22 protein-coding genes and 2 pseudogenes are annotated in these 23135 nt (G+C 61.7%); 13 read left to right on the forward strand and 11 right to left on the reverse strand.

The features are described 5' to 3' along the window. Positions 1 to 111 precede the first annotated feature (111 nt). From QA640_RS06800 to QA640_RS06840, 9 genes are all read left to right on the forward strand, one after another. The gene (locus QA640_RS06800; RefSeq protein WP_283039959.1) at positions 112 to 915 is read left to right on the forward strand and encodes an SDR family oxidoreductase; all 804 of its coding nucleotides are present in this window, start codon (positions 112 to 114) and stop codon (positions 913 to 915) included. Then, positions 908 to 2110, forward strand: coding sequence for a pyridoxal phosphate-dependent aminotransferase (locus tag QA640_RS06805; RefSeq protein ID WP_283039960.1), 1203 nt, complete (start codon positions 908 to 910; stop codon positions 2108 to 2110). The genes QA640_RS06800 and QA640_RS06805 overlap by 8 nt, the downstream gene beginning before the upstream one ends. A 251-nt stretch (positions 2111 to 2361) precedes the next feature. After that, positions 2362 to 3210: an ABC transporter permease gene (locus tag QA640_RS06810; protein WP_283039961.1), complete on the forward strand. Its 849-nt coding sequence runs from the start codon at positions 2362 to 2364 to the stop codon at positions 3208 to 3210. Beyond that, entirely contained in the window at positions 3210 to 4013 is an 804-nt protein-coding gene (locus tag QA640_RS06815) for an ABC transporter permease (protein ID WP_283039962.1), read from the forward strand. The genes QA640_RS06810 and QA640_RS06815 overlap by 1 nt, the downstream gene beginning before the upstream one ends. A gap of 27 nt (positions 4014 to 4040) precedes the next feature. Beyond that, a complete protein-coding gene (locus QA640_RS06820) occupies positions 4041 to 5105 on the forward strand; it encodes an extracellular solute-binding protein (RefSeq protein WP_283039963.1) in 1065 nt (354 codons plus the stop codon). 8 nt (positions 5106 to 5113) lie between these two features. Beyond that, on the forward strand, positions 5114 to 6199 hold the full coding sequence (locus QA640_RS06825; RefSeq protein WP_283039964.1) for an ABC transporter ATP-binding protein: 1086 nt from the start codon (positions 5114 to 5116) through the stop codon (positions 6197 to 6199). Between the two features lie 163 nt (positions 6200 to 6362). After that, positions 6363 to 7094, forward strand: a complete 732-nt coding sequence (pxpB, locus tag QA640_RS06830; RefSeq protein WP_283039965.1) for a 5-oxoprolinase subunit PxpB — start codon at positions 6363 to 6365, stop codon at positions 7092 to 7094. Then, a complete protein-coding gene (locus QA640_RS06835) occupies positions 7091 to 8065 on the forward strand; it encodes a biotin-dependent carboxyltransferase family protein (protein ID WP_283039966.1) in 975 nt (324 codons plus the stop codon). The genes pxpB (QA640_RS06830) and QA640_RS06835 overlap by 4 nt, the downstream gene beginning before the upstream one ends. Before the next feature lie 30 nt (positions 8066 to 8095). Continuing rightward, positions 8096 to 8863: a 5-oxoprolinase subunit PxpA gene (locus tag QA640_RS06840; protein WP_283039967.1), complete on the forward strand. Its 768-nt coding sequence runs from the start codon at positions 8096 to 8098 to the stop codon at positions 8861 to 8863. Here QA640_RS06840 and QA640_RS06845 read toward each other — a convergent pair. From QA640_RS06845 to QA640_RS06870, 6 genes are read right to left on the reverse strand one after another with little or no spacing between them, the layout of a single operon-like run. Next, the gene (locus tag QA640_RS06845) at positions 8860 to 9276 is read right to left on the reverse strand and encodes a biotin/lipoyl-containing protein (protein ID WP_283039968.1); all 417 of its coding nucleotides are present in this window, start codon (positions 9274 to 9276) and stop codon (positions 8860 to 8862) included. The genes QA640_RS06840 and QA640_RS06845 overlap by 4 nt on opposite strands. Continuing rightward, positions 9267 to 10247 (reverse strand): biotin-dependent carboxyltransferase family protein, encoded by a 981-nt coding sequence (locus tag QA640_RS06850; RefSeq protein WP_283039969.1) that lies wholly within the window; start codon positions 10245 to 10247, stop codon positions 9267 to 9269. The genes QA640_RS06845 and QA640_RS06850 overlap by 10 nt, the downstream gene beginning before the upstream one ends. Then, positions 10244 to 10906: a 5-oxoprolinase subunit PxpB gene (gene pxpB, locus QA640_RS06855; RefSeq protein WP_283039970.1), complete on the reverse strand. Its 663-nt coding sequence runs from the start codon at positions 10904 to 10906 to the stop codon at positions 10244 to 10246. The genes QA640_RS06850 and pxpB (QA640_RS06855) overlap by 4 nt, the downstream gene beginning before the upstream one ends. Next, the gene (gene accC, locus QA640_RS06860; RefSeq protein ID WP_283039971.1) at positions 10903 to 12258 is read right to left on the reverse strand and encodes an acetyl-CoA carboxylase biotin carboxylase subunit; all 1356 of its coding nucleotides are present in this window, start codon (positions 12256 to 12258) and stop codon (positions 10903 to 10905) included. The genes pxpB (QA640_RS06855) and accC overlap by 4 nt, the downstream gene beginning before the upstream one ends. Then, positions 12258 to 12719: a biotin/lipoyl-containing protein gene (locus QA640_RS06865; protein ID WP_283039972.1), complete on the reverse strand. Its 462-nt coding sequence runs from the start codon at positions 12717 to 12719 to the stop codon at positions 12258 to 12260. The genes accC and QA640_RS06865 overlap by 1 nt, the downstream gene beginning before the upstream one ends. A 33-nt stretch (positions 12720 to 12752) precedes the next feature. Beyond that, positions 12753 to 13511 carry an SDR family oxidoreductase gene (locus QA640_RS06870; RefSeq protein ID WP_283039973.1) on the reverse strand — a complete coding sequence of 253 codons (759 nt, stop codon included), beginning with the start codon at positions 13509 to 13511 and terminating at the stop codon, positions 12753 to 12755. A gap of 128 nt (positions 13512 to 13639) precedes the next feature. Between QA640_RS06870 and nac the strand changes: the two genes are divergently transcribed. The 3 genes and pseudogenes from nac (at position 13640) to QA640_RS06885 (ending at position 16521) form a co-directional block, all read left to right on the forward strand. After that, the gene (gene nac / locus QA640_RS06875; RefSeq protein WP_283039974.1) at positions 13640 to 14623 is read left to right on the forward strand and encodes a nitrogen assimilation transcriptional regulator NAC; all 984 of its coding nucleotides are present in this window, start codon (positions 13640 to 13642) and stop codon (positions 14621 to 14623) included. A 124-nt stretch (positions 14624 to 14747) separates the two neighbouring features. Continuing rightward, positions 14748 to 15419 (forward strand): 4-carboxy-4-hydroxy-2-oxoadipate aldolase/oxaloacetate decarboxylase, encoded by a 672-nt coding sequence (locus tag QA640_RS06880; RefSeq protein WP_283039975.1) that lies wholly within the window; start codon positions 14748 to 14750, stop codon positions 15417 to 15419. 120 nt (positions 15420 to 15539) lie between these two features. Continuing rightward, positions 15540 to 16521 (forward strand): annotated as a pseudogene (locus tag QA640_RS06885) (peptidyl-alpha-hydroxyglycine alpha-amidating lyase family protein). A gap of 110 nt (positions 16522 to 16631) precedes the next feature. Here QA640_RS06885 and QA640_RS06890 read toward each other — a convergent pair. The 5 genes and pseudogenes from QA640_RS06890 to QA640_RS06910 form a co-directional block, all read right to left on the reverse strand. Then, a pseudogene (locus tag QA640_RS06890) lies at positions 16632 to 17449 on the reverse strand (biotin carboxylase N-terminal domain-containing protein); the annotation flags it as partial. 188 nt (positions 17450 to 17637) lie between these two features. Next, a complete protein-coding gene (locus tag QA640_RS06895; RefSeq protein WP_283039976.1) occupies positions 17638 to 18654 on the reverse strand; it encodes an NAD(P)-dependent alcohol dehydrogenase in 1017 nt (338 codons plus the stop codon). A gap of 62 nt (positions 18655 to 18716) precedes the next feature. Then, entirely contained in the window at positions 18717 to 20153 is a 1437-nt protein-coding gene (locus QA640_RS06900; protein ID WP_283039977.1) for an aldehyde dehydrogenase family protein, read from the reverse strand. A 318-nt stretch (positions 20154 to 20471) separates the two neighbouring features. Then, a complete protein-coding gene (locus QA640_RS06905) occupies positions 20472 to 21512 on the reverse strand; it encodes a LysR family transcriptional regulator (RefSeq protein ID WP_283039978.1) in 1041 nt (346 codons plus the stop codon). A 16-nt stretch (positions 21513 to 21528) separates the two neighbouring features. Further along, positions 21529 to 21903, reverse strand: coding sequence for an EthD family reductase (locus tag QA640_RS06910; protein ID WP_283039979.1), 375 nt, complete (start codon positions 21901 to 21903; stop codon positions 21529 to 21531). Between the two features lie 202 nt (positions 21904 to 22105). Between QA640_RS06910 and QA640_RS06915 the strand changes: the two genes are divergently transcribed. Beyond that, complete coding sequence (locus tag QA640_RS06915; RefSeq protein ID WP_283039980.1) at positions 22106 to 23011, forward strand: LysR family transcriptional regulator; 906 nt, start codon at positions 22106 to 22108, stop codon at positions 23009 to 23011. The last annotated feature ends 124 nt before the right edge of the window (positions 23012 to 23135 follow it).

A 23135-nucleotide genomic window follows, 5' to 3' on the forward strand; every position in this document is an offset into this window, starting at 1 on the left:
CGCAGAGCTATCGGCCATGCTTATGAGGGCAGACCGAATCCATTCTATCCGCACTTGCCGATGTGAACGTAGTGTTCCGCCGCTCCGCTTGATCGCAAGAGAGCCATGCGGATGGGATTTGCAGACTATCGAACGGCATTGGTAACGGGTGCGTCCTCGGGCATCGGGGCCGCGACGGTCCGCCGTCTGAGCGACGAGGGACTCGAGGTTTACGCGATCGGGCGTAACTCCGAACGGCTGACACGCTTGTCCGCGCAGACGGGCTGCCGCGCCTGTGTGGTCGACCTGAACGATACGCGCGCGCTGACAGAGCTCGCAAAAGCGGCTGCATTCGACGTTCTCGTCAATAATGCGGGCCAGTCCCGGCGCGGGAGTATTCTCAACACCGCCGCTGAGGACGTCGATACACTCGTGGACGTAAATCTGCGAGCGGTTGTCCATCTCACGCGCTTGATCGTGCCGGAAATGGCAAAGCGTGACCGTGGCCACGTCGTGAACGTCTCCTCCATCGCCGGCCACTATGCGTTCGGCGAGAACGCGACGACGTTCAATTCCTCGGTCGCCTACCACGCGACCAAGGCCGGCATCCATTCGCTGACGAAGCAATTGCGCGTCGATCTTTACGGCACCCGCGTTCGCGTCACCGAGGTATCGCCGGGGCGGGTTGCGACCGCCATTTTCGGCGATCCAGACGAGGGCGGTGAAGGGGACACCCGTTTCGTTGGCGCATTCGAGACCCTCCAACCTGAAGATATCGCGGACGCGATCGCGTTCGCGGTGGGAACGCCGATCCGCATGAATGTCGCCACACTCGAGGTCGTTCCGACGCTCCAGGTCATCGGCGACCTGCGATTTGCGCGTCGGTCTGAGGCCGCGCAACTGACAATGATTGACGACGGAGCTGACAATGCCTGAACTTGCGAACCGCCTGAAGACTGTAAAGGTGTCCGCCTCGGCGGCCATGACAGACAAGGCGCGAGAACTCCGCGATGCCGGTGTCAAGATCGTCAGCCTGTCGTCCGGCGAGCCCGATTTTCCGACGCCGGAGCATGCGATCGAGGCTGCCCACAAGGCGGCACTGGCGGGGGACACGAAATATCCGGCGATGCCGGGCACGGTGGCGCTCCGAACCGCAGTGCAGCGTAAGTTCAAGCGCGAGAACAATCTCGACTATGCCCTCGATGAGATCCTGATCGCCAATGGCGGTAAGCAGATCATCTTCAACGCGCTGTTCGCCACGTGCAATCCCAGCGACGAGGTGGTCATTCCAGCCCCCGGCTGGATCACCTACGCGGACATAGTTCTCTTGGCTGAGGCGAAGCCCGTGTCCGTGCCTTGCCCGGAAAACAACCAGTTCAAATTGCGACCGGCAGACCTCGAGGCAGCGATCACGCCGAGAACCAAGTGGCTGATCCTGAACTTCCCGAACAACCCGACCGGCGCGGCCTGCTCGCGCGCCGAGATGCGCGCGATCGCGGACGTCATGCTGAAATACCCTGACGTCTGGATCCTGACCGACGATATCTATGAACACCTCACCTATGACGGCTTCGAATTCTGCACCATCGCCGAGGTCGAGCCGAGATTGAAGGAGCGTGTCGTCACCGTCAACGGCGCTTCCAAGGCCTACGCCATGACGGGCTGGCGGGTCGGCTATTGCGGCGGTCCGAAGGAACTGATTGCCGCTATGACCAACGTCCATGGTCAGGCGACCGGCGGAATCTGCACGCTGAGCCAGGCAGCCGCCGTGGCGGTTCTGGACGGCCCGCAAGGTTACCTGAAGGAGCGCGCCAACATCTATCGCGATCGGCGCGACCTCGTGGTTTCGCTGCTCAATCGAATCCCCGGGATCACCTGCCACAAGCCGGAGGGCGCGTTCTACGTGTTCCCGAACATCGCCGGCTGCATCGGCAAGACTTCAACGGGTGGGCGTCGGCTCGAGACCGACGCCGACTTCATCTCGGCCCTGCTCGAGGAGCAGCACGTCGCCGCTGTTCACGGCGGAGCTTACGGAATGAGCCCGTATTTCCGGATCTCTTACGCGACCGACACGGAGACCCTGAAGGAGGGCTGCCGGCGCATCGGCAATTTCTGTGAAGGCTTGCGCTGAGGGAAGGCGCCAGAAGAGGCGGCTTGGTGGTCCGCCCTTGGGCAGGATGCCGCAGCCATTGTCATAACCGTTTGCAATGCCCCTAAACGAAGACAATCATGGCCCAGTCAGGAGGCGAAGATTAACCTTCGCCTAAAGAGGGGCAGGTCTTGGGATCGCGCAGTCGAGGACGGCCAGTAATGACCAGCGACGGAGCGGTGGTGGTGAGTGTCCACCCAGAGACCCGACGGGGGTCGCGGTGGAGCCTCCACTTGCCCGCGGGACTCCTGGCGCTCCCGCTGCTGCTCTTCCTGGCCTATTTCTTCTTTTATCCCGCAATCGCGCTGCTGTTCTCGAGCATACAAACCCAAAACAGCCAGGGGATCATCGGACGTCCGTTCACGATCGCGCACTATGCAAGGCTCGTCAATGTCGACCTCTATGCGCGGGTGTTCTGGACGACGCTCCGGATCAGCCTGATCACGTCGGCGCTCGCGACCGTGCTGGCCTATCCGGTCGCCCTGGTGATGGTGAAGAGCAGGCCTCTCGTCACGCGGATCATCACGCTCATCGTCATCGCGCCGCTCGTCGTCAGCGTGGTCGTGCGCGGATACGGATGGCAGCTCATCCTGGCGAACGGCCCGAAGGGAATGCTGAACTGGATCATGATGACGCTTCATATCGTCGATGGACCGGTTTCGATCCTCTATACCGAGAAAGCCGTAGTCATCGGGTCGCTGCACGTCTTCTTCCCGATGATGGTGCTGCCGCTGGCCTCGGCGCTCGGCAAGATCGATCGCAATCTGGAGGACGCGGCGCGCGTTCTCGGCGCGCCCTGGTGGAAGGTTTTCCTGCGGATCACGCTGCCCTTGAGCATGCCTGGTTTCGTGGCGGGCTTCACGCTGGTGTTCTCGCTGACGGCCGGCTCGTTTGTCATTCCCGCCATCCTGGGCGGCGCCTCGGCACTCATGCTGGGCAATCTGATCGAGCAGCAGATCTTCGTCGTGTACGACTGGCCGTTCGGTGCCGCGATCGCCGTGGTGCTGGTCGGCGTCGTGTTCGCCGTCAACGGCTTCTCGATGTGGTTGCTCGAGGGGCGTCGTCTTCGGAGGTCGGACTGATGGACGAGCAATTTTCCGGCGTCGGCGCCTATATCCTCTACACGATCACGACGGCGATGATGATCTTCATCATGGCGCCCCTGCTGCTCGTGATGGCGGCTTCGGTTTCCGATTCCTACTTCGTTACCTTCCCGCCGCAGGGCTTCACGCTGAAATGGTACGTCAAGGTCCTCGGCGATCGGGACTTTCTCGAAGCCATGCGGCTGAGCATCCTCCTCGCGCTCGGCACGACCGCGGGATCGCTGCTCTTCGGCGTGCCTGCGGCCTTTGCGCTGGTGCGCGGAAACTTCTTCGGGGTGGCCGCCATCAAGGGCTTCCTGCTCTCGCCGTTGATCTTCCCCGCGCTCGTGACGGGTCTCGCGCTGCTCCAGGTTCTCACCAGGCTCGGCTCGACGGATGCCCGGCTGAACCTCCTGATCGGGCATATCGTCGTGACCTCGCCCTACGTCATCCGGACCGTAATCACCAGCCTGCAACTGGTCGACGAGAATCTTGAGGATGCCGCACGCACGCTCGGTGCGAACCGGTTGCGGACCTTCTGGCGGGTGACGCTGCCGCAGATCGCCTCCGGCGTCGCCGCCGGCGGACTGTTCGCCTTCATGGTGTCGTTCGACAATTACCCGGTCACGATGTGGCTGGCGAACTCCGAATATTCGCCGGTGCCGCTCGTCTTGATGCGGCAGCTCGTCAACGTTTTCGATCCCTCGGTACCGGCGATGTCGACGATCATCATCCTGATGGCGATGGTCGGCGTCTTGATTTTGGAAAAACTAGTAGGCCTCCGCCGCGCGCTGGCCGCCTGAGTTGCTTTCGTAGATGGAGATTGGACCATGAGACTGACGCGTAGGACTCTCATCAAGGCCGGTGCATCCACCCTTGCTTTCCCGACGATCATCAATCACGCCTGGTCGCAGGACGCCAAGCAGCTCCACGTTGGCGTCTACAACTCCGCCCTCGGCAGGCTGATCCAGAAGGAAGTCATTCCGAAATTCGAGGCCGAGTTCAAATGCCGCGTCTTCACGACCGAAGGCGCCACGCTCTCCAACATTGCCGCGCTACGCGCAACCCGCGATACGCCGCGATTCAGCGTCATGATGATGGATGATGTCGGCATCCCCCAGGCCAAGCAGGAGGGCCTGATCGGAAAGCTCGACGCCGACAAGATCCCCAACCTCGCGAAAGTTTATCCGCGATACATCTTCGAGGACGGATTCGGTGTCGGATTCTCGATCTCCAGCGCGGCGATGTTCATCAACCCGCAGGTGACCAAGCCGCTCAAGAGCTACGAGGAAATCTTCGACGCGAAGTATCGCAAGCAGATCCTTTTGAACACGCCAAAGAATACCCAGAGCGTGCTGATGCTCATCGTCGCAGCCTCGCTCGTCACGGGCAAGCCGTTCAAGGAAGCGCAATATTTGGTCGACCAGGGCTGGGACAAGCTGGCGACGCTCAAGCCGAACGTGCTGACGATCTACGATAGCGAGGCGCAGGTCCTCCAGGTCGCGCAAGGTCAGGCGACGATCGGCGGCATCGAATATTCGAAGGCAATTTATCCGCACACCGCCAAGGGACTGCCAATCGACATGACCTTCCCGAAGGAAGGCGCCTTCACCGGCATCAACAGCATGACAATCGTCAAGAATGCACCGGAGCCGGAGCTGGGAGCGGCCTTCATCAACCGCATCCTCGACCCGACGGTCGCCAAGATGCTCTCCGAGCAGACGCTGAGCGCGCCGTCGGTCAGCGGCATCGACTTCAAGCCGGAGACGGCGAAGTTCCTTGCCTATCCCGACACGAAGGCGACCGATCTCGGGCTGTTCACGCCGGACTGGAACTTCATTGTCCCGCGTCGGGGTCCCTGGCTGGAGAAGTATAACGAGGTGTTCACGAGCTGAGGGTCGTCATGAAGTCTTCAGAAGTCAGGCTCGAGCGCCTCAGCAAGGAGTACGGCCGCATGGTCGCGGTCGACAACGTCTCCCTCGCGATCGAGCCGGGCCATATGGTGGCCCTGCTTGGTCCGAGCGGATGCGGAAAGACGACATGCCTGCGCATGATCGCCGGATTGATCCGTCCGACATCCGGCGATGTCTTTGTCAACAACGCAAAAGTGACCGGCCTTCCGGTGCATCGTCGCAACATCGGGATGCTGTTCCAGAACTACGCGCTGTTCCCGCACATGACGATCGAGGAGAACATCGCGTTCGGCCTCGAGATGCGGGGGGTCGGCAAGGCTGAGGCTGCTCAGAAGGTCGCCGCCGCGCTCAATCTCGTCCAATTGTCGAGCTTCGGGAAGCGGTATCCGGCCCAGCTCTCGGGCGGCCAGCAGCAGCGCGTGGCGCTCGGCCGGGCCATCGTGATCGAACCCGCAATGCTGCTGCTCGACGAGCCCCTGGGCGCGCTCGACAAGGGCCTTCGCGAGAGCATGCAGGTCGAGCTGCGCGCCCTGCAACGCAGGTTGGGCCTCACCACCATCATGGTCACGCACGATCAGGACGAAGCCCTGACCATGGCCGACAAGATCGTCGTGATGCGCGACGGCAAGCTCGAGCAGGTCGGCTCGGCCACCGAGATATATCAGCGTCCGGCCTCGAAATTCGTCGCGCAGTTCATCGGCGCGTCGAATCTGTTCGAGGGTAAAGTCGAGCAACGGAACGGGAACGGCGCGATCATTGAGGTATCGCAGGACTTGCGGCTTCAGGTCGATCAGGTGCCAGCTTCCGTCGACGACATCATGGTCTCGATTCGGCCGGAAGCAATCATCGTGGAGGAGGACGGAACGGTGGATCGCCCCAACAGCGTGGCTGCACGCATCGATCAGGTCGTCTATCGCGGCTTCGTCAGCCATTACTACCTGAGAACGGCGAGCGGTCAGCAGCTCATCGTCTTCGAGCAGAACCAAACGCAGCAATCCGGTCATCGCTATGCCGTGGGGCAGCAGGTCGTTGCGCGCTGGAACGCGCCGAGCAATCACGTCATCGCTCGGAATTAGAAATCGGGTGCGCGGCCGCATATCATCGCACCGGGCGCTGCGCGCGCTTGCGGCCGCGCGCTGTCCAGTCTGTCAAGATATCCGGGCGAGCAATCGATATCCGCTATACCCGCAGAGCGACAACGTGTTGGTTCGCCTCAAGCGCAGCATCTAGATTGGTAGCGTGACTGCGCCGCTGCGCGTCGATCCGGAGCGTTATTTGTCGATCAACCGTCCTGCTTCTCCCTTCGTCGGCGTGCTCGAGAAGGATCCCAAGATCAGCCTGATCGGCACGCTGGCCATGCTGGTGGAGGCGCCGGGGGAGTTCGACCTCGTTCAGCAGGGGCGCATTTGGTCGCTTGCCGACGTCGTGTCGTCCTGGCCCAATGTCGAGGAAGCCGTCGTCGGAGTGACCAGTGTCATGCTGACATTCGAGCGGCCGCCCGAGGATATTGGTGCGCTGGCGGCTTCGATCATCGAGTTGTGGCATCGCCTCAGCCCGCGCAATTCCGACGGCAAGCTGATCGAGATTCCCGTCATCTATGGCGGCGAGATCGGCTTCGATTTGCCGGCGGTCGTAGCGCGTTCGGGGCTGTCGGCACACGAGGTCATCACGATCCACAGCGCGGGCGAATATACAGTCTGCGCAATCGCGAGCTCGCCGGGCTTCGGCTATCTCCATGGCCTCGATCCCAGAATCTTCATGCCGCGCAAGACGGTGCCCTCGCTCAACATGCGCGCGGGTTCGGTGACGATCGGCGGGATGCAGACCGGCGTTGCCGTGCTCACGAGCCCGAACGGGTGGAACGCAATCGGCTGGGCCGAGATCCCGATGTTCGATCCCCTGAGCGAGCAGCCGTCGCTGATGATGCCTGGCGATCGAGTGAGGTTCATGATCGATCGGATCGAACTATGATCGAGATCCTGACCAGTCACGCCTTCAACACGATCCAAGATCTGGGCCGCCGCGGCGCGCGCCGCTTCGGCGTGAGCACGTCAGGTGCGATGGACCCCGTCGCCATAGAGACCGGCAACGCGCTGCTCGGCAACGAGAGGGACGCCGCTGGCATCGAGGTGCAGACATTTCCGTTCCGGCTGCGCTTTGGCGCAGACAGCGCGTTTGCGCTAACCGGAGCCGATTGTGATGCGAAGCTGGGCGACCGGTCCGTGCCGCCCTGGTGGTGCACGCGGGCAAGAGCGGGAGACGTCCTCATGATCGGTCCGCCCCGGCGCGGCGCGCGCGCCTATCTGACTCTCGCCGGAGGGATCGACGTTCCCCGCGTACTGGGCTCGCGCAGCACGCACCTTCGCGCCGCTTTCGGCGGGCTGGATGGGCGCGCCTTGCAGGCTGGCGATATCGTCCCGGTCGGAGCGCAGCGAGAGGACGGCGCGCGCTGTGATTTCGGCACTGAGCCGCCCGAGCTGACGATCGCGGAGATCGAACCGTCAGAGGATCGCGTACTCCGCTTGCGCCTCATGCGGGCAGGCGAGCACGATCTGTTTTCGAAGGAGATGCAGGCCACGTTCTGGTCCACGCGCTGGAAGATCAGCGCGCAGAGCGATCGCGGCGGATATCGGCTCACGGGCGGGCAACTGACCTTGGCCGAGCCGGTCGAGATGCGCTCGCACGGCGTTGTCGCCGGCGTGGTGCAAGTGCCGCCGTCGGGTGAGCCGATCATCCAGATGAGCGATGCCAATACGGCCGGCGGCTATCCAAAGATCGCGGCCGTGGTTCAAGCCGATCTCTGGCGTCTCGGTCAGGCGCGGCCGGGATCGTTCATCGCCTTCCGCGAAGTCAGCTATGAGGACGCCGTTGCAGCCATGGCGCCCCTCAACGCCTACATCGACAAGGTGCGTGCAACGGCCGATCTCTATCGAGCGCTCTGAACAGCAACAATCAAGAAGGATGGTGCAATCATGAAAGTCGGCATCAATTCGGACATGGGCGAGGGCTTTGGCAACTATCGCATCTGTGACGACGAAGCGCTCATGTCCATCATCTCCTCGGCCAATGTTGCGTGCGGCTTCCACGCCGGCGATCCCATTATTATGGATCGCATGGTTCGGATGGCCAAGGTGAAGGGCGTCGAGGTCGGCGCCCATCCGGGCCTGCCGGATCTGCTCGGATTCGGTCGTCGCGTGATCCAGATGGATGCCGCCGAGCTGGAGAAGCACATGGTCTACCAGATCGGCGCGCTCCAGGCGATCGCAGCCAATGCCGGCCACCGCGTGACTCATGTCAGCTTCCACGCCGCGATGGGCAACATGGTGAATGCCGATCCTGACATGGCCGACGTCGTCGCCCGCGCGATCGCGAACATCGATCGCGATTTCATCGTGTTCTCGCAGCCCGACGCCGAGATCGTTCGTGCCGCACGCAAGGTCGGCCTGCGCGTGCTGACGCTCTTCCTGGCGGATCGCGCCTATGACGAGAACGCTCATCTCGTCTCCCGCAAGCTCCCCAATTCTGTCATCACCTCGCCGCAGGTTGTGGCCGAGCGGGTGCAGAGGTTCCTCGATAGCGGCACGGTCAGGACGATCGAAGGCAAGACGATCAAGGTCGAGGCGCGCTCGATTCTCATTCACAGCGATACGCCCGGATCGGTGAGCCTTGCGGGCACGGTGCGGCGCGTGATCGAGCATGGGGGTGGCGAGATCGCGCCGGCCAGTGCGCTGGTCAACTAGGCGCGGAGATTGTCGGGACGAATCCGCGCGATTGGCGTCCCATAGCCGATCAGCGCGCCTGTCTTCGCGAGGACGGCATCGAGGATACCGGGCGACGGCGACAGAACCGGCGCATGGATCAGACCGACCTTGATGAGGCCGACGATTGCGCCGGCCTCAACCCGTTGGCCGGGCTCGACAAACGGTGCGGCTCGCCAGGGATGTGCCGCAAGGAAATGTCCCGCGACGTCAGCCATTGCGAGGACGTGATTATCTGCATCGGGGCTGGAGACCGCTGCGGCGACTTGCGACGATGCGCCGCTCTCCACGACGAGCTTCAACGACTGCGTCTCGTTCTCGATCTCGATCGATGCGAGGCCCGAAGTTTCCAGCAGCCTTGCCAGGCGTTCGATATGGGTTGCATCTAGCTGCATCGGCCAAGCTCCGCGGAAAGTCGAACGTTGGTCCTGAGACGATCGAGGTAGGTCGAAATATCAGACTCGGCCGCAACGGCATCCGCGTAGGCGGTCTGCTCGAACCGCAGCTTGGCACCAAGCCGCGCCTGTCCGACGCGCCAGAGATCGGCCCTGATCACGGTCGCGATCTTGGGATAGCCGCCTGATGTTTGCGCGTCCCGCATCTGGATGATCGGCTGCCCGTTTGGCGGAATCTGGATGACGCCCGGCACGATTCCGTGCGAGCGCTTCTCGATCGGGGCGACCGGCTTCACGGCGGGACCTTGCAGGCGATAGCCGTAGCGGTTGCTCTGCGGCGTGATCTTCCAGCTGCTGCGCCAGAACAGGTCCTGCGTAGCGCTGTCGAATCCATCGTATTCGGCGGCGACCACCACTCTGACCACGATGTCACCTTCCGACGCGTTCCGGGCAAGCGCGAGGTCGGCTGGCTCGACCCCAAGCTCTCCGATGCGCTTCGTCAGGCTGGGCGCTGTGCAAGGCAGCATGTCGCCGGCTTGCAGAGGGCGCCCGTGAAAACCTCCGAATTCGCCGCGGAACTGGGTGCTTCGCGATCCCAGCACCATGGGAACGTCGATGCCGCCGCTGACGGTCAGGTAGCATCTTGCGCCGCGCGACATTGCCTTGAGCGTGAGAATGTCTCCGCCGCCCGCCTGCAAGCGCCACCACGGCGGTATCGTTCGCCCGCCGATCTCGGCCTCGACGTCCGCGCCGGTGAGTGCGAAGGCGACATCCCCATGAAAGCGGAGCTTGAAAGGCGTCATGGGGATCTCGACGCAGGCGGCGTTCTCCTCATTGCCAAGCAGGATGTTACCGGCGCGCAACGCGACATCGTCCATGGCGCCCGACGTGCCGACGCCAAACCGATATTGGTCGAGGCGGCCGAGGTCCTGCACGCTGGCGGGGCCGATCGCTGACAGGATCTCGATCAACGGATCACCCGTTCGATCTCGAAGCGGATGGTGTCGCCGGGTGCCAGCGCGGCCGCAGTCGGCCACGACGGATCGAAGAACGTCCAGTTCGTATGTCCGATGGCATGCCAGCCACTGGGCCCTGGCGAAGCCGATACGCCGGTCTGCGATCCGCCGATCGAGACCGAGCCGCCCGCGGACCGTTGCAGCGGCGTCTGCCGCCGCGGCATGGTGATGCGGGGGTCCATGCCGCCGAGATAGCAATAGCCGGGATGACTGCCGAGCGCGAACACGGTGTAGAGCGGCGCGGCGTGGATCGACACCACATCGTCGATGGACAGGCCGGTGTAATCGGCAACGTCCTTGAGGCACAGTCCGATCTCGCCGCCATAGGTAACCGGCAGCCTGATCTCCCGGCCTTCGATCGCCAGCTCCTGCGCCTCGTCCCATCCGTCGTTGAGCGCGGCGATCAGGGAGTCGATCTCGCGGGGAGGAGTTTCAAAAGTCAGCATGAGATTGGTGATGCCGGGGATCGCTTCGCGGATTCCTGGCCATTTCGATGCAATTGCGGCAAGCGCCCAGATGCGCTGCTGATGCGGCAGGTCGAATGTCCCGGGCGCTTCGAACAGAAGCGCGGTGGTGCCGAGCAGGCTGATCCGCGGCCGCTCCGGATCCGTCATTCCGCGGCCCTCCGCTCAGCCATCCAATGCTCGAGATGATGAATGTCGTAACCACCTCGGCAGAATGTCGGGTCCGACAGGATGGCCTGATGCAGCGGCACGTTGGTCCGAATGCCCTCTACGCGCAGCTCGGACAATGCCACGCGCGCACGCGCCAGCGCTTCATCGCGCGTGGCGCCATGGGCGATGAGCTTGCCGATCAGTGAGTCATAGTGGCGTGGCACATTGGCGCCAGCGACGATGTGCGTATCGACGCGGATGCCGATGCCGCCGGGCACATCCCAGCGCGTCACCGTGCCGGGCGAAGGCGCGAAAGTGGCTGGATCCTCGGCATTGATGCGAAATTCAACCGCGTAGCCTGTCCGCGTGATGTCTCCTTGGGAGATCCGCAACGGTTCGCCGCGCGCGACACGGATCTGCTCCTTGACGATGTCGATCCCGGTCGTCATCTCCGTGACCGGATGCTCCACCTGCACGCGCGTGTTCATTTCGATGAAGAAGAACTGTCCGTCCTCATAGAGGAACTCGAACGTGCCCGCGCCGCGATAGCCGATGCGGCGACAGGCCTCGATACAGCTTGCGCCGACGCGCTCGACCAAGGCGCGGTCGATGCCGGGCGCCGGCGCCTCCTCGACAACCTTTTGGTTCCTGCGCTGGAGCGAGCAATCGCGATCGCCGAGCCAGAGATGATTATCGTGCTGATCGCACAGGACCTGAATCTCGATGTGGCGCGGCCTTTCGAGAAATTTTTCGATGTAGACCGCGGCATTCTTGAAGGCCTTGCTCGCTTCAGCGCGTGTCATCGCTAGCGCGTCATCGAGTTCTTTCTCAGTGCGCACGATGCGCATGCCCCGGCCGCCGCCCCCGCCAGCGGCCTTGATGATCACAGGATATCCGATCTCCCGCGCGATGGCGCGGACATCAGAGGCATCCTCAGGCAACGCGCTGTCCGGGCCGGGCACGCAAGGCACACCCGCCGCCCGCATCGCACGCTTGGCGGCGACCTTGTCGCCCATGGTGCAGATGCAATCCGCCGGCGGGCCGATGAAGGTGAGGCCGGCCTGCGCGACCCCGGCAGCGAATTCCGCGCTTTCCGACAAGAATCCGTAACCCGGGTGAATGGCCTGCGCGCCGCTGACCTCCGCTGCGAGCAAGATCGCCGCCGGATTGAGATAGGTGCTGCTGGCCGCGGCTGGTCCGATGCAGAGCGCTTGATCCGCGAGCGCGACGTATCGCGCATCTCGGTCCGCTTCCGAATGGATGACGACGGTCTTGAGGCTCATCGTCCGGCAGGCGCGCTGGATGCGAAGCGCGATCTCGCCGCGATTGGCAATCAAAACCTTGTCGAACATCAGGAGGGGCCTGCGAGTCGGATCCGAAACAGCGGCTGTCCCGCTTCGATCTCGTGCCCATCCTCGGCGAGAACGGCAAGGACGACGCCCGATGTCTCAGCGGAGATGTCAATGAACGTCTTCATCGCCTCGACGATGCATATCTTCTGACCTACCTCGATAGTGGAGCCGACCTCAACGAGTGGCGGTTCGCCCGGTGCCGCTGCCCGATAGAACACACCGTGCATTGGTGCAGGCACGACGATTTCGTCTGAGTTAGCTACCGCTGGCGGGCCGATCTCGTGGCCGTTGACACGAACTTCGCGGAAATCCTGCATGACCGAAGGTGGTCCGGCGGCCTCCGCCCGGGGCGTGGAGTTCTTCACAATTCGAACGCGGGTCCCGTCCTCCGTGAACTCCAGCTCCGCGATGTGCGATCGCGAGACGAGGTCGACGAGTTGTTCGATTCTAGCGAGATCCACGGCGATCGTTCCCGGCGTAGGGCCCCTCGGCTGTCAGGTCGCGGTCTGGCGCTGTCTTTGCGCAAAGTTGAGACCGCCGACGACTTGTTGGGTCGGCAGCACCTCCATGAACGCGACATTCATGCGCGCCGGCGAGCCGACCGCAAAGGCGATCGAATTGGCGATGTCGTCCGGTTGCAGCGCATCATAGTCGTCGAAGAAACGGCGCTTGGCTTCGGCAAGGTCGCCCAAGAGCCGTCCGAAAACCTCGGTCTCGACGCGCGCCGGCGAAATCTCGGTTACTCGGACGCGCGTGCCATAGAGGTCGACGCGCAACTGCTGAGAGAGCGAATGGATGCCGGCCTTCGTCGCGTGGTAGACGGTGTTGCCGCCGGCGAAGGCATAATGGCCGGCAATCGACGAAATATTGACGATGTGGCCACGGTCGCGCTTGGCCATGCCGGGCACGACCAGGCGTGTGAGATGCAGCACGGCGCGCAAATTGACGTCGATCAGGGCATCGACGTCCTCAGGCGTGGTGTCCAGGATATTTCCCCGCCGGGACTGGCCGGCATTGTTGATGAGAACGTCGAATTCAGCCGTGTGCGCCAGCGCAGTCAGAGCGTCGAGGTTGCTGATATCGAGGGCGCAGGGGCGGCAGCCGGTCGCCGCAGACAGGGTCTTGAGCCGCTCGGCATCGCGCGCCACCGCATAGACATCGAGCCCTTCAGCCTTCAGGCGGCGAACCGTCGCCTCGCCGATGCCTGAAGAGGCGCCTGTCACCAATGCCGTTCGATAGTCCGAAAATCCCATGGGCTGTGGCTCCCTCGTGGAGCCTTACCTATAGGCCCGGCAGGTTCCTGGTGGTAAGAACATTTCGTTCTAGTCCTATAGCTCCAGCGTATCGCTGCGGTCGTAACCTCGTTGCTGGGAACCTCGTATTGGATACTCGTCGCTTAGAGGCGTTCGTCAAAGTCGTCGATCTCGGAAGCATGTCGCGCGCGGCGAAAATGCTCAATATTGCTCAGCCGGCGCTGAGTCAGCAGATCGCGAGCCTGGAGGTCGACTTCAAGCGCAAGCTGCTGGACCGCAGCGCAAGGGGCGTCATGCCGACCGAGGCGGGCCGGATTCTCTACCGCTATGCGAAATCGATCCAGCGTCAGATCGAGGAGGCGCGGCGCACGATACTGGAGAACCGGTCGGGGCTGACGGGCAACGTGACGATTGGTCTTGCGCCACTCAGCTCGGCGGCCTTGCTTGCGACCCCGCTGCTGACGCAGGTCCGGGAACGCTATCCCGGAATCGTGCTGCACATCTACGATAGCTCCGGGGTCATGCTCAGCGAAATGATGCTGAAGGGCAGTATGGACATCGCCGTCCTCTATGGCGATCGTCCGGTGACCGGCCTCGATTACAAGCCGCTGATGCGCGAGTATTTCTATCTTGTCGCACCGCGTAGCCTGTATGCGAACCAGGAGCCATCGAAGGAGGTTTCGGCCGAAGAGGTTGCGCAATTTGACCTGCTTCTTCCCTATCGGGAGTCCTTCCTGCGGCAGACGGTCGAGCGGGTCTGCGCCGAGGCTGGACTTCGCCCGCGCATCGTCGCCGAGATCCATTCGCAATCGACTCTGTCTTCGGCGATCGCGGCCGGAATGGGGGCAGCCGTGCTGCCCATGTCCATCGCAAAGGAATTGCCGAACCTGGATAAACTCTGCATTCGGCGGATCAACGCGCCGTCAGCCTCGCAACAGATGTCGCTGTGCATCTCGGACAATGTCGCCTTGTCCGACGCGGCATTCGCCGTCTACAAGATATTGCTGGAGATCATCGCAAAGGACTGGGGGCCTTTCGATTTCGCGGCGGATCCGAACTCCGCCACAGCGATCTCGACCGCGTCTTCGAATGGCTCGGACGAGGAGCTATAACGAAATGCGATGCGGCAATCCTAAAATCTGAAATTCTCGAAGGTCGGGCGGTGGACTAATGGGGAATAGCGCAGATTGCGGACCCGTTTGCGGACTCCCTTTTTGCGGACTGTTGGGAGGGACCATGGTTCACGTCATCAGAACGTTCGATCGGCCGGCCACCGACCTCGTGGAGCGGATCAAGCAATATCCTCCATCCACCCTGCATGAGGCGCAGGGGCGAACGGGCGCGTTGACGTCGCGGATCAAGCCAATCTATCCGGGCATGCGGGCCTGCGGACCGGCGTTCACCGTGAGCTGCCATCCCGGCGACAACATGATGCTCATTACCGCGATCTCGCTGGCCAAGCCGGGCGACATCCTGATCGTGAGCGCAGGTGACCATCCGGAGCAGGGCGGTTTCGGCGAGGTGCTTGCGACGGCCTGCGTCGCCAAGGGCCTTGCGGGCCTCGTCACTGATGCCGGCGTGCGCGACGGCCCGGCGATCCGCAACACCGGCTACCAGGTGTTCTCCCTCGGACTGTGCATGAAAGGGACCGTCAAGGAAACCCTCGGCACCATCAATCAACCGATCGTCATCGGCGGCATCGCCGTACGTCCCGGCGATATCATCAGCGCCGATGATGATGGTGTGGTCATCGTTCCCAAGGAGAACATCGCTGACGTTTGCGCCAAATCCGCCGCGCGCGAGGACAAGGAGGCCAGCGTGATGAAAGCACTCAAGGCCGGTGGCGACATTCTCGAACTCTCCGGCATCGGCAAGGTGCTCGAATCCAAGGGTTGCACCTTTTCCTGACCGGGCGGTGGGGCAACCTGCCCCATAGTCTCTGCACGTGGCTCCTGGATTCCGAAAAGCGTGACATTTTGCGATCAATGCGGATCCGTCGCTTTGGCGTGACGGACGAAAGGAGATCCTATGACAGCCATTCTCGGATCGGGCGAGCATCGCTATCGCGTCGTCGACAATTGGGCGAAGCTGCCGGACGGGTGGCAACTCACCGATGTCGCCTCCGTCGCGGTCGACAGCCGCGACCGCATCTACGTCTTCAACCGCGGCGAACACCCGATGGTGGTGTTCGACCGCGAAGGGAATTTCCTGCGCAGCTGGGGCGAGGGGCTGTTCAGCCGCGCGCACGGGCTGCACATCGACGCCGACGACAATCTCTATTGCACCGATGACGGCGATCACACCGTGCGCAAATGCACCACTGACGGCAATGTGCTGCTGACCATCGGTGTGCCGCAAAAGCCCGCAGCCTTTATGAGCGGTGAGCCCTTCCATCGCTGCACGCACACCGCGCTGTCGCCGAAGGGCGACATCTACGTCTCGGACGGCTACGGCAATGCGCGCGTCCACAAGTTTACCCCCGAGGGCAAGCTTATCAGGAGCTGGGGCGAGCCGGGCACCGATCCCGGCCAGTTCAACATCGTGCACAACATCGCGGCCGATGCGGACGGCTGGGTTTACGTCGCCGATCGCGAGAACCATCGCGTGCAGGTGTTCGACGGAAATGGCAGATACGAGACACACTGGAACAATCTGCATCGTCCCTGCGCACTGTGCTGTTGCGGCGGCAAGCAGCCGACCTTCGCCATCGGCGAACTCGGGCCCGGAATGCCGGTCAATCGCAAGGTGCCCAATCTCGGGCCGCGACTGTCGATCGTGGATGCCAAAGGCAACCGCATCGCCCGCCTCGGCGGCGAGAACGGCCCCGGCATCGAGACCGGAAAATTCCTCGCCGCACGGCATAGCGCTCGACTCCAGAGGCGATATGTATGTCGGCGAGGTCGGCGTCACCGACTGGAAGACGAATTTCCCGGATGAGGCAATGCCTGCGGTAGTTCGTGCTGCGCGTTGTCTCCAGAAGCTGGAGCGCGTGCGGGAAAGCAGCATCTAGCGCTACCCAGGTCGGCGTCCTCATTAGGGATGGTTGGATTTCTTGCTGTAAGCTATTGATCCCCAATGATTGGGTTTTGACCCAGTTGGAAAAATTCTGTTGAAAATTAACTCGATGAAGTAGAATCTCCCGGAGTCGACGTCCATTAGAAATTCGACCGTCCCGGCACATCGATAACCGACGTGCAGGCATATGCGCTTCGCAAGCTCGCAGACTTCGGAACGTTGTTCCGCCGAGAGATAGGGTGCAGGGGCGCGCTCGATTACTTTTTGGTTCCGACGCTGAACGCTGCAGTCACGCTCATACAGATGAAAGATGTTGCCATCGCTGTCGCCAAGGATCTGGACCTCGACATGGCGCGCCCGCTCGATAAGCTTTTCCAGGTATCCCTCGCGTTTCCGAAGGCGGCTTCGGCTTCGCGGCGGCCTTCGAGAACTTTGGACTGAACTTCCTCCGGGTTGTGGATTGTGCGCATTCCCCGGCCGCCGCCGCCCCAGGACGCCTTCAGCATCAGCGGATATCCGATGTCGGAAGCCTCCTTGCGGATAGCGTCGAAATCGTCGCCTAAGACACCGGTTGCGGGCACGACGGGTACGCCGGCTTCGATCGCAACGCGACGAGCGGAGGCCTTGTCGCCGAGAAGACGCATCGTTGCGGCCGTTGGCCCGATGAAGGCGATGCCGGCAGCCTCGCACGCCTCCACGAGCTCGGGACTCTCAGAGAGAAGTCCATAGCCGGGGTGGATCGCGTCCGCACCCGACGATCGCGCAACGCGGATGATCTCGGGGATCGAGAGATAGGCGCCTACGGGCGACATTCCCCGGCCGATCAGATAAGCCTCGTCGGCCTTGAACCGATGCAAGGAAAGCTTGTCTTCTTCGGCATAGATCGCAACCGTCGTCTTGCTCAACTCGGTCGCCGCGCGCATGACGCGAATTGCGATCTCGCTTCGATTTGCGACCAGGATTTTGTTGAACTTGCGCACTTCCTCTTGCTAAAGGCGTTGGACGGAAAGGAAGACGGGCACGACAACTGACGCCGTCGTGCCCGTCACTATGTTTCCGTACTGGATAGATGGCGTCGCGAGAGCTTCGTGACGACCGATGTCATGGCAAACTACATTGCAATGGCGATCTTTCCGAAGTGTGCGCCACTTTTCATGTAGTTGAAGGCGTCTGCAGCCTCGGACAGATCAAAAGTCTTATCGACAACCGGCTTGATGCCAGCCACCTCGATCGCGCGATTCATGTCGACGAAACCCCGCCTTGGACCAACCGCGATCCCTTTAACGTTCACCATTGGGCCGATCAGTTGTCGGATGTTCAATTCCGTTGAATAGCCGGCGACAAACCCCACGACACTGATCGTTCCGCCAAAAGCAACTGCGCTCAACGACTTGCCCAACGATGATCCAATGGTCTCGACCACGATGTCTGCACCTCGTCCGTCGGTGAGCCGTTTTACTTCGACATCCCATTCCGGACTGGCGCGATAGTTGACGCCAAAGTCGGCGCCAAGCGCTTTCGCCCGCGCCAGCTTTTCGTCGGATGACGACAGAATGGTAACTCTGGCCCCCGCCAGCTTAGCAAACTGAAGTGCGAAGAGCGAAACACCGCCGGTTCCCTGGAGGAGAACGTCGTCACCGGATTTGATGTTTGCTTCGTTCAAAGCTGACCATGCTGTAAGACCAGCGATGGGAAGCGTGGCTGCTTCCACGTCGGTCAAGTGCGACGGAGGCGTGACCGCGTCCTCTTCCGGGATGACGATGTAATCCTGAAGAACGCCGGCCAGAGGCGCGCCAAGGGTGCGCTTCGCGCGTTGCTCCGGAGTAGGTTTGCCGTCATGCCAACCCTGGGTGTAGATCGGGATAATTCGATCTCCCTTCTTGAACCGGCTGACGCCCGGTCCGATCTCCGCCACGGTGCCGCACGCGTCGGAGGCGGGGACATAGGGTAACGGGAGGCCCTTGATATAGTCACCGCCCAGTACGGCCAAGTCGCGATAGTTCAACGTCGCTGCCTCCACCCTGACCAACACCTCTCCTTTTCCAGGCGCTGGAATAGGGACTTCGGTCAATTTGAGGCCCGAGATCTCGAATTGGTGCGCTTGTATAGCCCGCATTGTCGCCGACATGATTGTTCCTCGTCTTCTTTGCGGCTCCGAGCTATCGGATATCAGAGCCGCCCGGTTAGCGATTAAGCGTGCTTGATCACGACTGTCTTGAGGTTCGAATAGTCGTCCATCGCCACAAGACCCTTTTCCCGTCCATGACCGCTTTTGCCAGTGCCTCCGAAGGGCAACTCGATGCCCGCGCCCGCCCCGTAGCAGTTCACGAACACCTGGCCGGAGCGCAGCCGCTTTGCAAGATGCATTTGTCGGCCGCCATCCCTCGTCCAGACCGCTGCCACAAGGCCGAATTCAGTTCCGTTGGCGATGCGTACGGCGTCATCTTCGTCGTCGAACGGAATGGCGGCCAGCACGGGACCGAACACCTCCTGTTGCGCGAGCTCGTGGTCCGTCGGCACGGGGCCGAACAGCGCAGGCCTGACGAAGAACCCACCCGGGTCGACGCCCTCTGCAATCTGGCCTTCGGCGAGGAGGGGGAGACCGCTGGCGGTGGCGCGATCGATGAAACCAAGGACGGTTTTCCTTTGTCCGGCGGTGATGATCGGACCGCAGTCGAGATCCATCTCCGGGCTACCGACCCGGACGGCCTTGAATCGCTCGCTAAGTCTCGCGATGAAGTCGTCGAAGATGCGCCTTTGAACAAGGACACGGCTTCCGGCCGAGCAGGTTTGGCCACTATTCTGGATGATGGCGGCGCAGATGGTTTTGGTAGCCGCCTCGAAGTCGGCATCCTCGAACACGAGCTGGGGCGACTTGCCGCCAAGTTCGAGCGTGCAATTGATGTAGTTGTCCGCAGCCAGTTTCTGGATCTGCTGGCCGACCTCGGGTGAGCCCGTGAACGAGACGAAGTTCACACCGGGATGCGTCGTAAGCGCTACGCCCGCTTTGCTTCCAAATCCTGTCACGATGTTGATCGCGCCGTCGGGAAGGCCGCTCTCCGTCGCGAGCTCGGCAAGGCGTAGAATGGAGGCGGATGCGGCCTCGGCCGGTTTGAGCACCGTTGCGTTGCCGACGGCTAGCGAAGGAGCAAGTGTCCGGCCGAACATCTGGGCGGGGTAGTTCCAAGGAAGGATGTGACCGGTCACACCTTTCGGCTCGCGCACGACGGCAACGAAATGATCGTTGAGGTACGGAATCGTGTGTCCATAGACCTTGTCCGTTGCGCCACCATAGTACTCAAAATATCGTGCAACCGCGTTGATGTCGTTTCTCGCCACCGTCATTGGCTTTCCGGTGTCCCGCGCTTCGATGGCGGCAAGCTCCTCCTTCTTTTCGAGGATGCGCTGCGAAATGGCGATCAGAATGCGGCCCCGTTCGGCCGCGGTCAACTTGCCCCATGCGCCGGTTTCGAAGGCGCTGCGGGCCGCCTTGACGGCCAGATTGACATCCTCAACGGTGCCCGCCGCGATCTTGCCGTAGCCCTTCCCTGTGCTGGGATCGATCATATCGGTCGTCTCGCCATTGGATGCGCCGACCCATTTGCCACCAATGAAGTGCTTCGACATGATGTCAACTCCTGTCTGTTGCCGCCACGATCTAAAAGCACGGGCAGGAGAGCGGTCTCAATGGCGTCTACGATCTACCTGCCATTATGTTGCCCTATGGGGCGCGATCGTATGGCGCAGACCATTTGATCGCGTCGGACGGTATTCGATCCGAAATTGTCAGTATTGGCCCAAACAAGATGGCTCCCGCGAGACACTCGCCCGAGCCATCGAGGCGACAGCGAGAGCCTATCGGTCCGTCGGCGAAGGGCCCCACCTACGTGACGCCCGTCGCGATTCGATATCGTACCTCGGCGCCTATCCGACGCGCGTTCACGACTACTTCGCGGCCTGCGCTAGGGAGAATTCCTTGTTCACCTGAACGAGTCTCGGAGACGATCTCATGAAGCTGTCGTCCGGACGGCTGATCCTGGAACGCTTGACGCGCGTGGCGAGCCAATCGCCCCGGCCAATGAGATCCCATGCGATGTTTGTCAGGGTCTCGGAAGCTTTGACCGACGCGCGCGTCACGAATTGCGACGGATTGCGGGCCAGGAATATCCCGCGTCGAAAGACGGGTTTTACGATCCGGGCAGCGGACAACTCGCCTCGTTTTAGTTCTTCGGAGATGGCCGCGTGCGCGAGCAGGGTATAGCCATGGCCGCTCTGAACCAGGTGCTTGATGACGGTGAGGGAATTGATCTCGTGTTGGATGTTGAGTTTCAGCTGGGACGAGCGTGCGCGCTCGTCGACGAAGCGCCGAAGGCCGTGTTGCCCTGTCGGCACAATGAGGGGAAAGGTGTCGACTGAGCTGAGATCGACGGCGTCCTCAGCAAAACCGTGACGGTCGCAATGCTTGAAGGCGTTCGGAGGACCGACCAGAAAAAGCTCTTCGACAGCGATTTGTTCCAGCAACAGATGCCGGCTGTCCTGAATCCCGTAGAGAACGCCAACGTCGAGGTCGCCCTTGGTCAGCCACTCGCGGATATGTCCTGACATCGCCTCGATTAGTCTCAACTGCACGCGCGGTGTCTCCTGTGCAGCTGCAGCAATGAGGGGAGCGCCAATCAATGTGGCAAAAGAGCTCGGCAAGCCAATCGTGACCTCCGATCGGACATAGCTATCCTCCGCCTTGATCTCATCCCGAGCGCGCTCGATGTCCGAAATGATGTTGCGCGCGTGCTCGCGGAAGACTTGTCCGGCCTCGGTAAGCACGACCCCGCGTGACGTTCGCTGAAAGAGCTTCGAGCCCAATTCCTCCTCGAGCCGGAGAAGCATCTGACTCAACGACGGTTGGGCAATATCCAAGCGTTCGGCGGCTCCGGTCACCGAACCCGACTCTGAGATAACCAGGAAGCACTTAAGTTGGCGCTCGTCCATTGCGCCACCCTCTGAATTAGCGGCCCGAGTTCGACCGCGCTTCAGTGCCTAGCCCGTCGTCGGCCGGCCAGATGAAGCGTTCCTCGTAGGCGACGACTCCGCATATCGTAGAGGTGAAGTTGGGAAGATCGGCCAACAATGTCTTGCCTTCGGGGCTCGAAAGGGACGCGTCATGGGCCTCCTTGCTCTCGAACCAGAGCTCGGAAAAGCCGTCGTAGGCCGCATTGGGATAGACATCGCGGTCAATAAAGTTGATCGCGTAGCGCTTGAGCCCCGGGATCTTCTTGCAAAGGTCCGCGTGAGCGGTTCGCCAATGCTGGACGAACTGCTCTTTCGTCATGTCTTCGCGCTTCGTGAGAAAACCAATACGTTTCGCGTATTTCGCGTTCACGGCGTTAACCTCCCGATGCTGATTTTGCGCCGAACTATAGGCACCTCGTCCGAAGCCGGTACGGCAATTGGCAACTGACGGTCATTGGAATTTCTTCTAGGTGTGAATCCAAGCTAGGCCATTTTCCAGACGAGCCAAAAGCGGTATGTTCCGAATGAAGCGTTCGTCAGAGCCGAACGCGGGCACGAGCTTACGGCGGAAGATGCGTTACGATCTGGTCGATTTGAGAGTGTTTCTCGCGGTTCTCGACGAAGGAAACCTATCGCGCGGTGCTCAGCGGTGTAATCTGGCACCATCCTCTGTCAGCCAACGCATCAGGCAGCTCGAAGACGCTCTCGGTACCCCCCTTCTTGAACGAAATCGCGAGGGTGTCAGCCCCACGCCTGCCGGTACAGTTCTGGCTGACTATGCTCGCAAGTCATTCGAGCTGCTTGAGCAGATGCACGCCGATATGCTCCCATTCTCTGCGGGTATGCCCGGGAGGATCACACTGTTCGCGAATACCAATGCAGTTAATTCATTTCTCCCCGATGATCTTGCAATCTTCTTCCAGCATCATCCATCGGTGCGGATCGCACTCGAAGAGAAGAACAGCCACGACATACTGGCGGCGGTCGCAGACCGGCGCGCCGATGTCGGGATCGTCGCGCTTCAGGCCAACCATAAGGAACTAGCTTTCTTTCCGTATCGTGATGACGAGCTGGTGGTGCTCGTGCCGCTGAGTAGCCCGATCAATAAAGGCAGGCCGGTTCGTTTCGAGGAATGTCTTCGCGAGCCATTCGTTAATCTGCAACGTGGCGCGGCGATCAACACCTTCCTACTGAGCCATGCTGCGGCTCTTGGCGCCACGCTCGATATCCGCGTGCAGGTTCCCGGCTACCGGGCCGTTGCTCATCTTGTCTCATCAGGGGCTGGCGTCAGCGTTGTGCCCCGCTCGGCTATTGAGAAGGAAGATGAGAAGCGACTGGCGATGTTGCCTCTGGCGGAGCCGTGGGCGCAGCGAAACCTGCGAATTTGCGTCCGGCAAGACGCCCCGGCCAACCATCACCGCGACGAGCTCGTGAGGATCCTTGTCGAGTGCGCTACCGCGGTAGCGACGCCGGCCTAGTCGTAATACCCTCGCGCTGTTCGTTGGCCGGGGCATGGGACCGCGGCCGGATTTCTAGCTGAGGTTTCCCACCCCCCGCAAAGGGGGATGGGGTCGCTCCGGTCGTAGTCCGCCTCATGGACTA

Origin of the sequence: Bradyrhizobium sp. CB82, assembly GCF_029714405.1 — a bacterium.
Classification (GTDB): Bacteria; Pseudomonadota; Alphaproteobacteria; order Rhizobiales; family Xanthobacteraceae; genus Bradyrhizobium.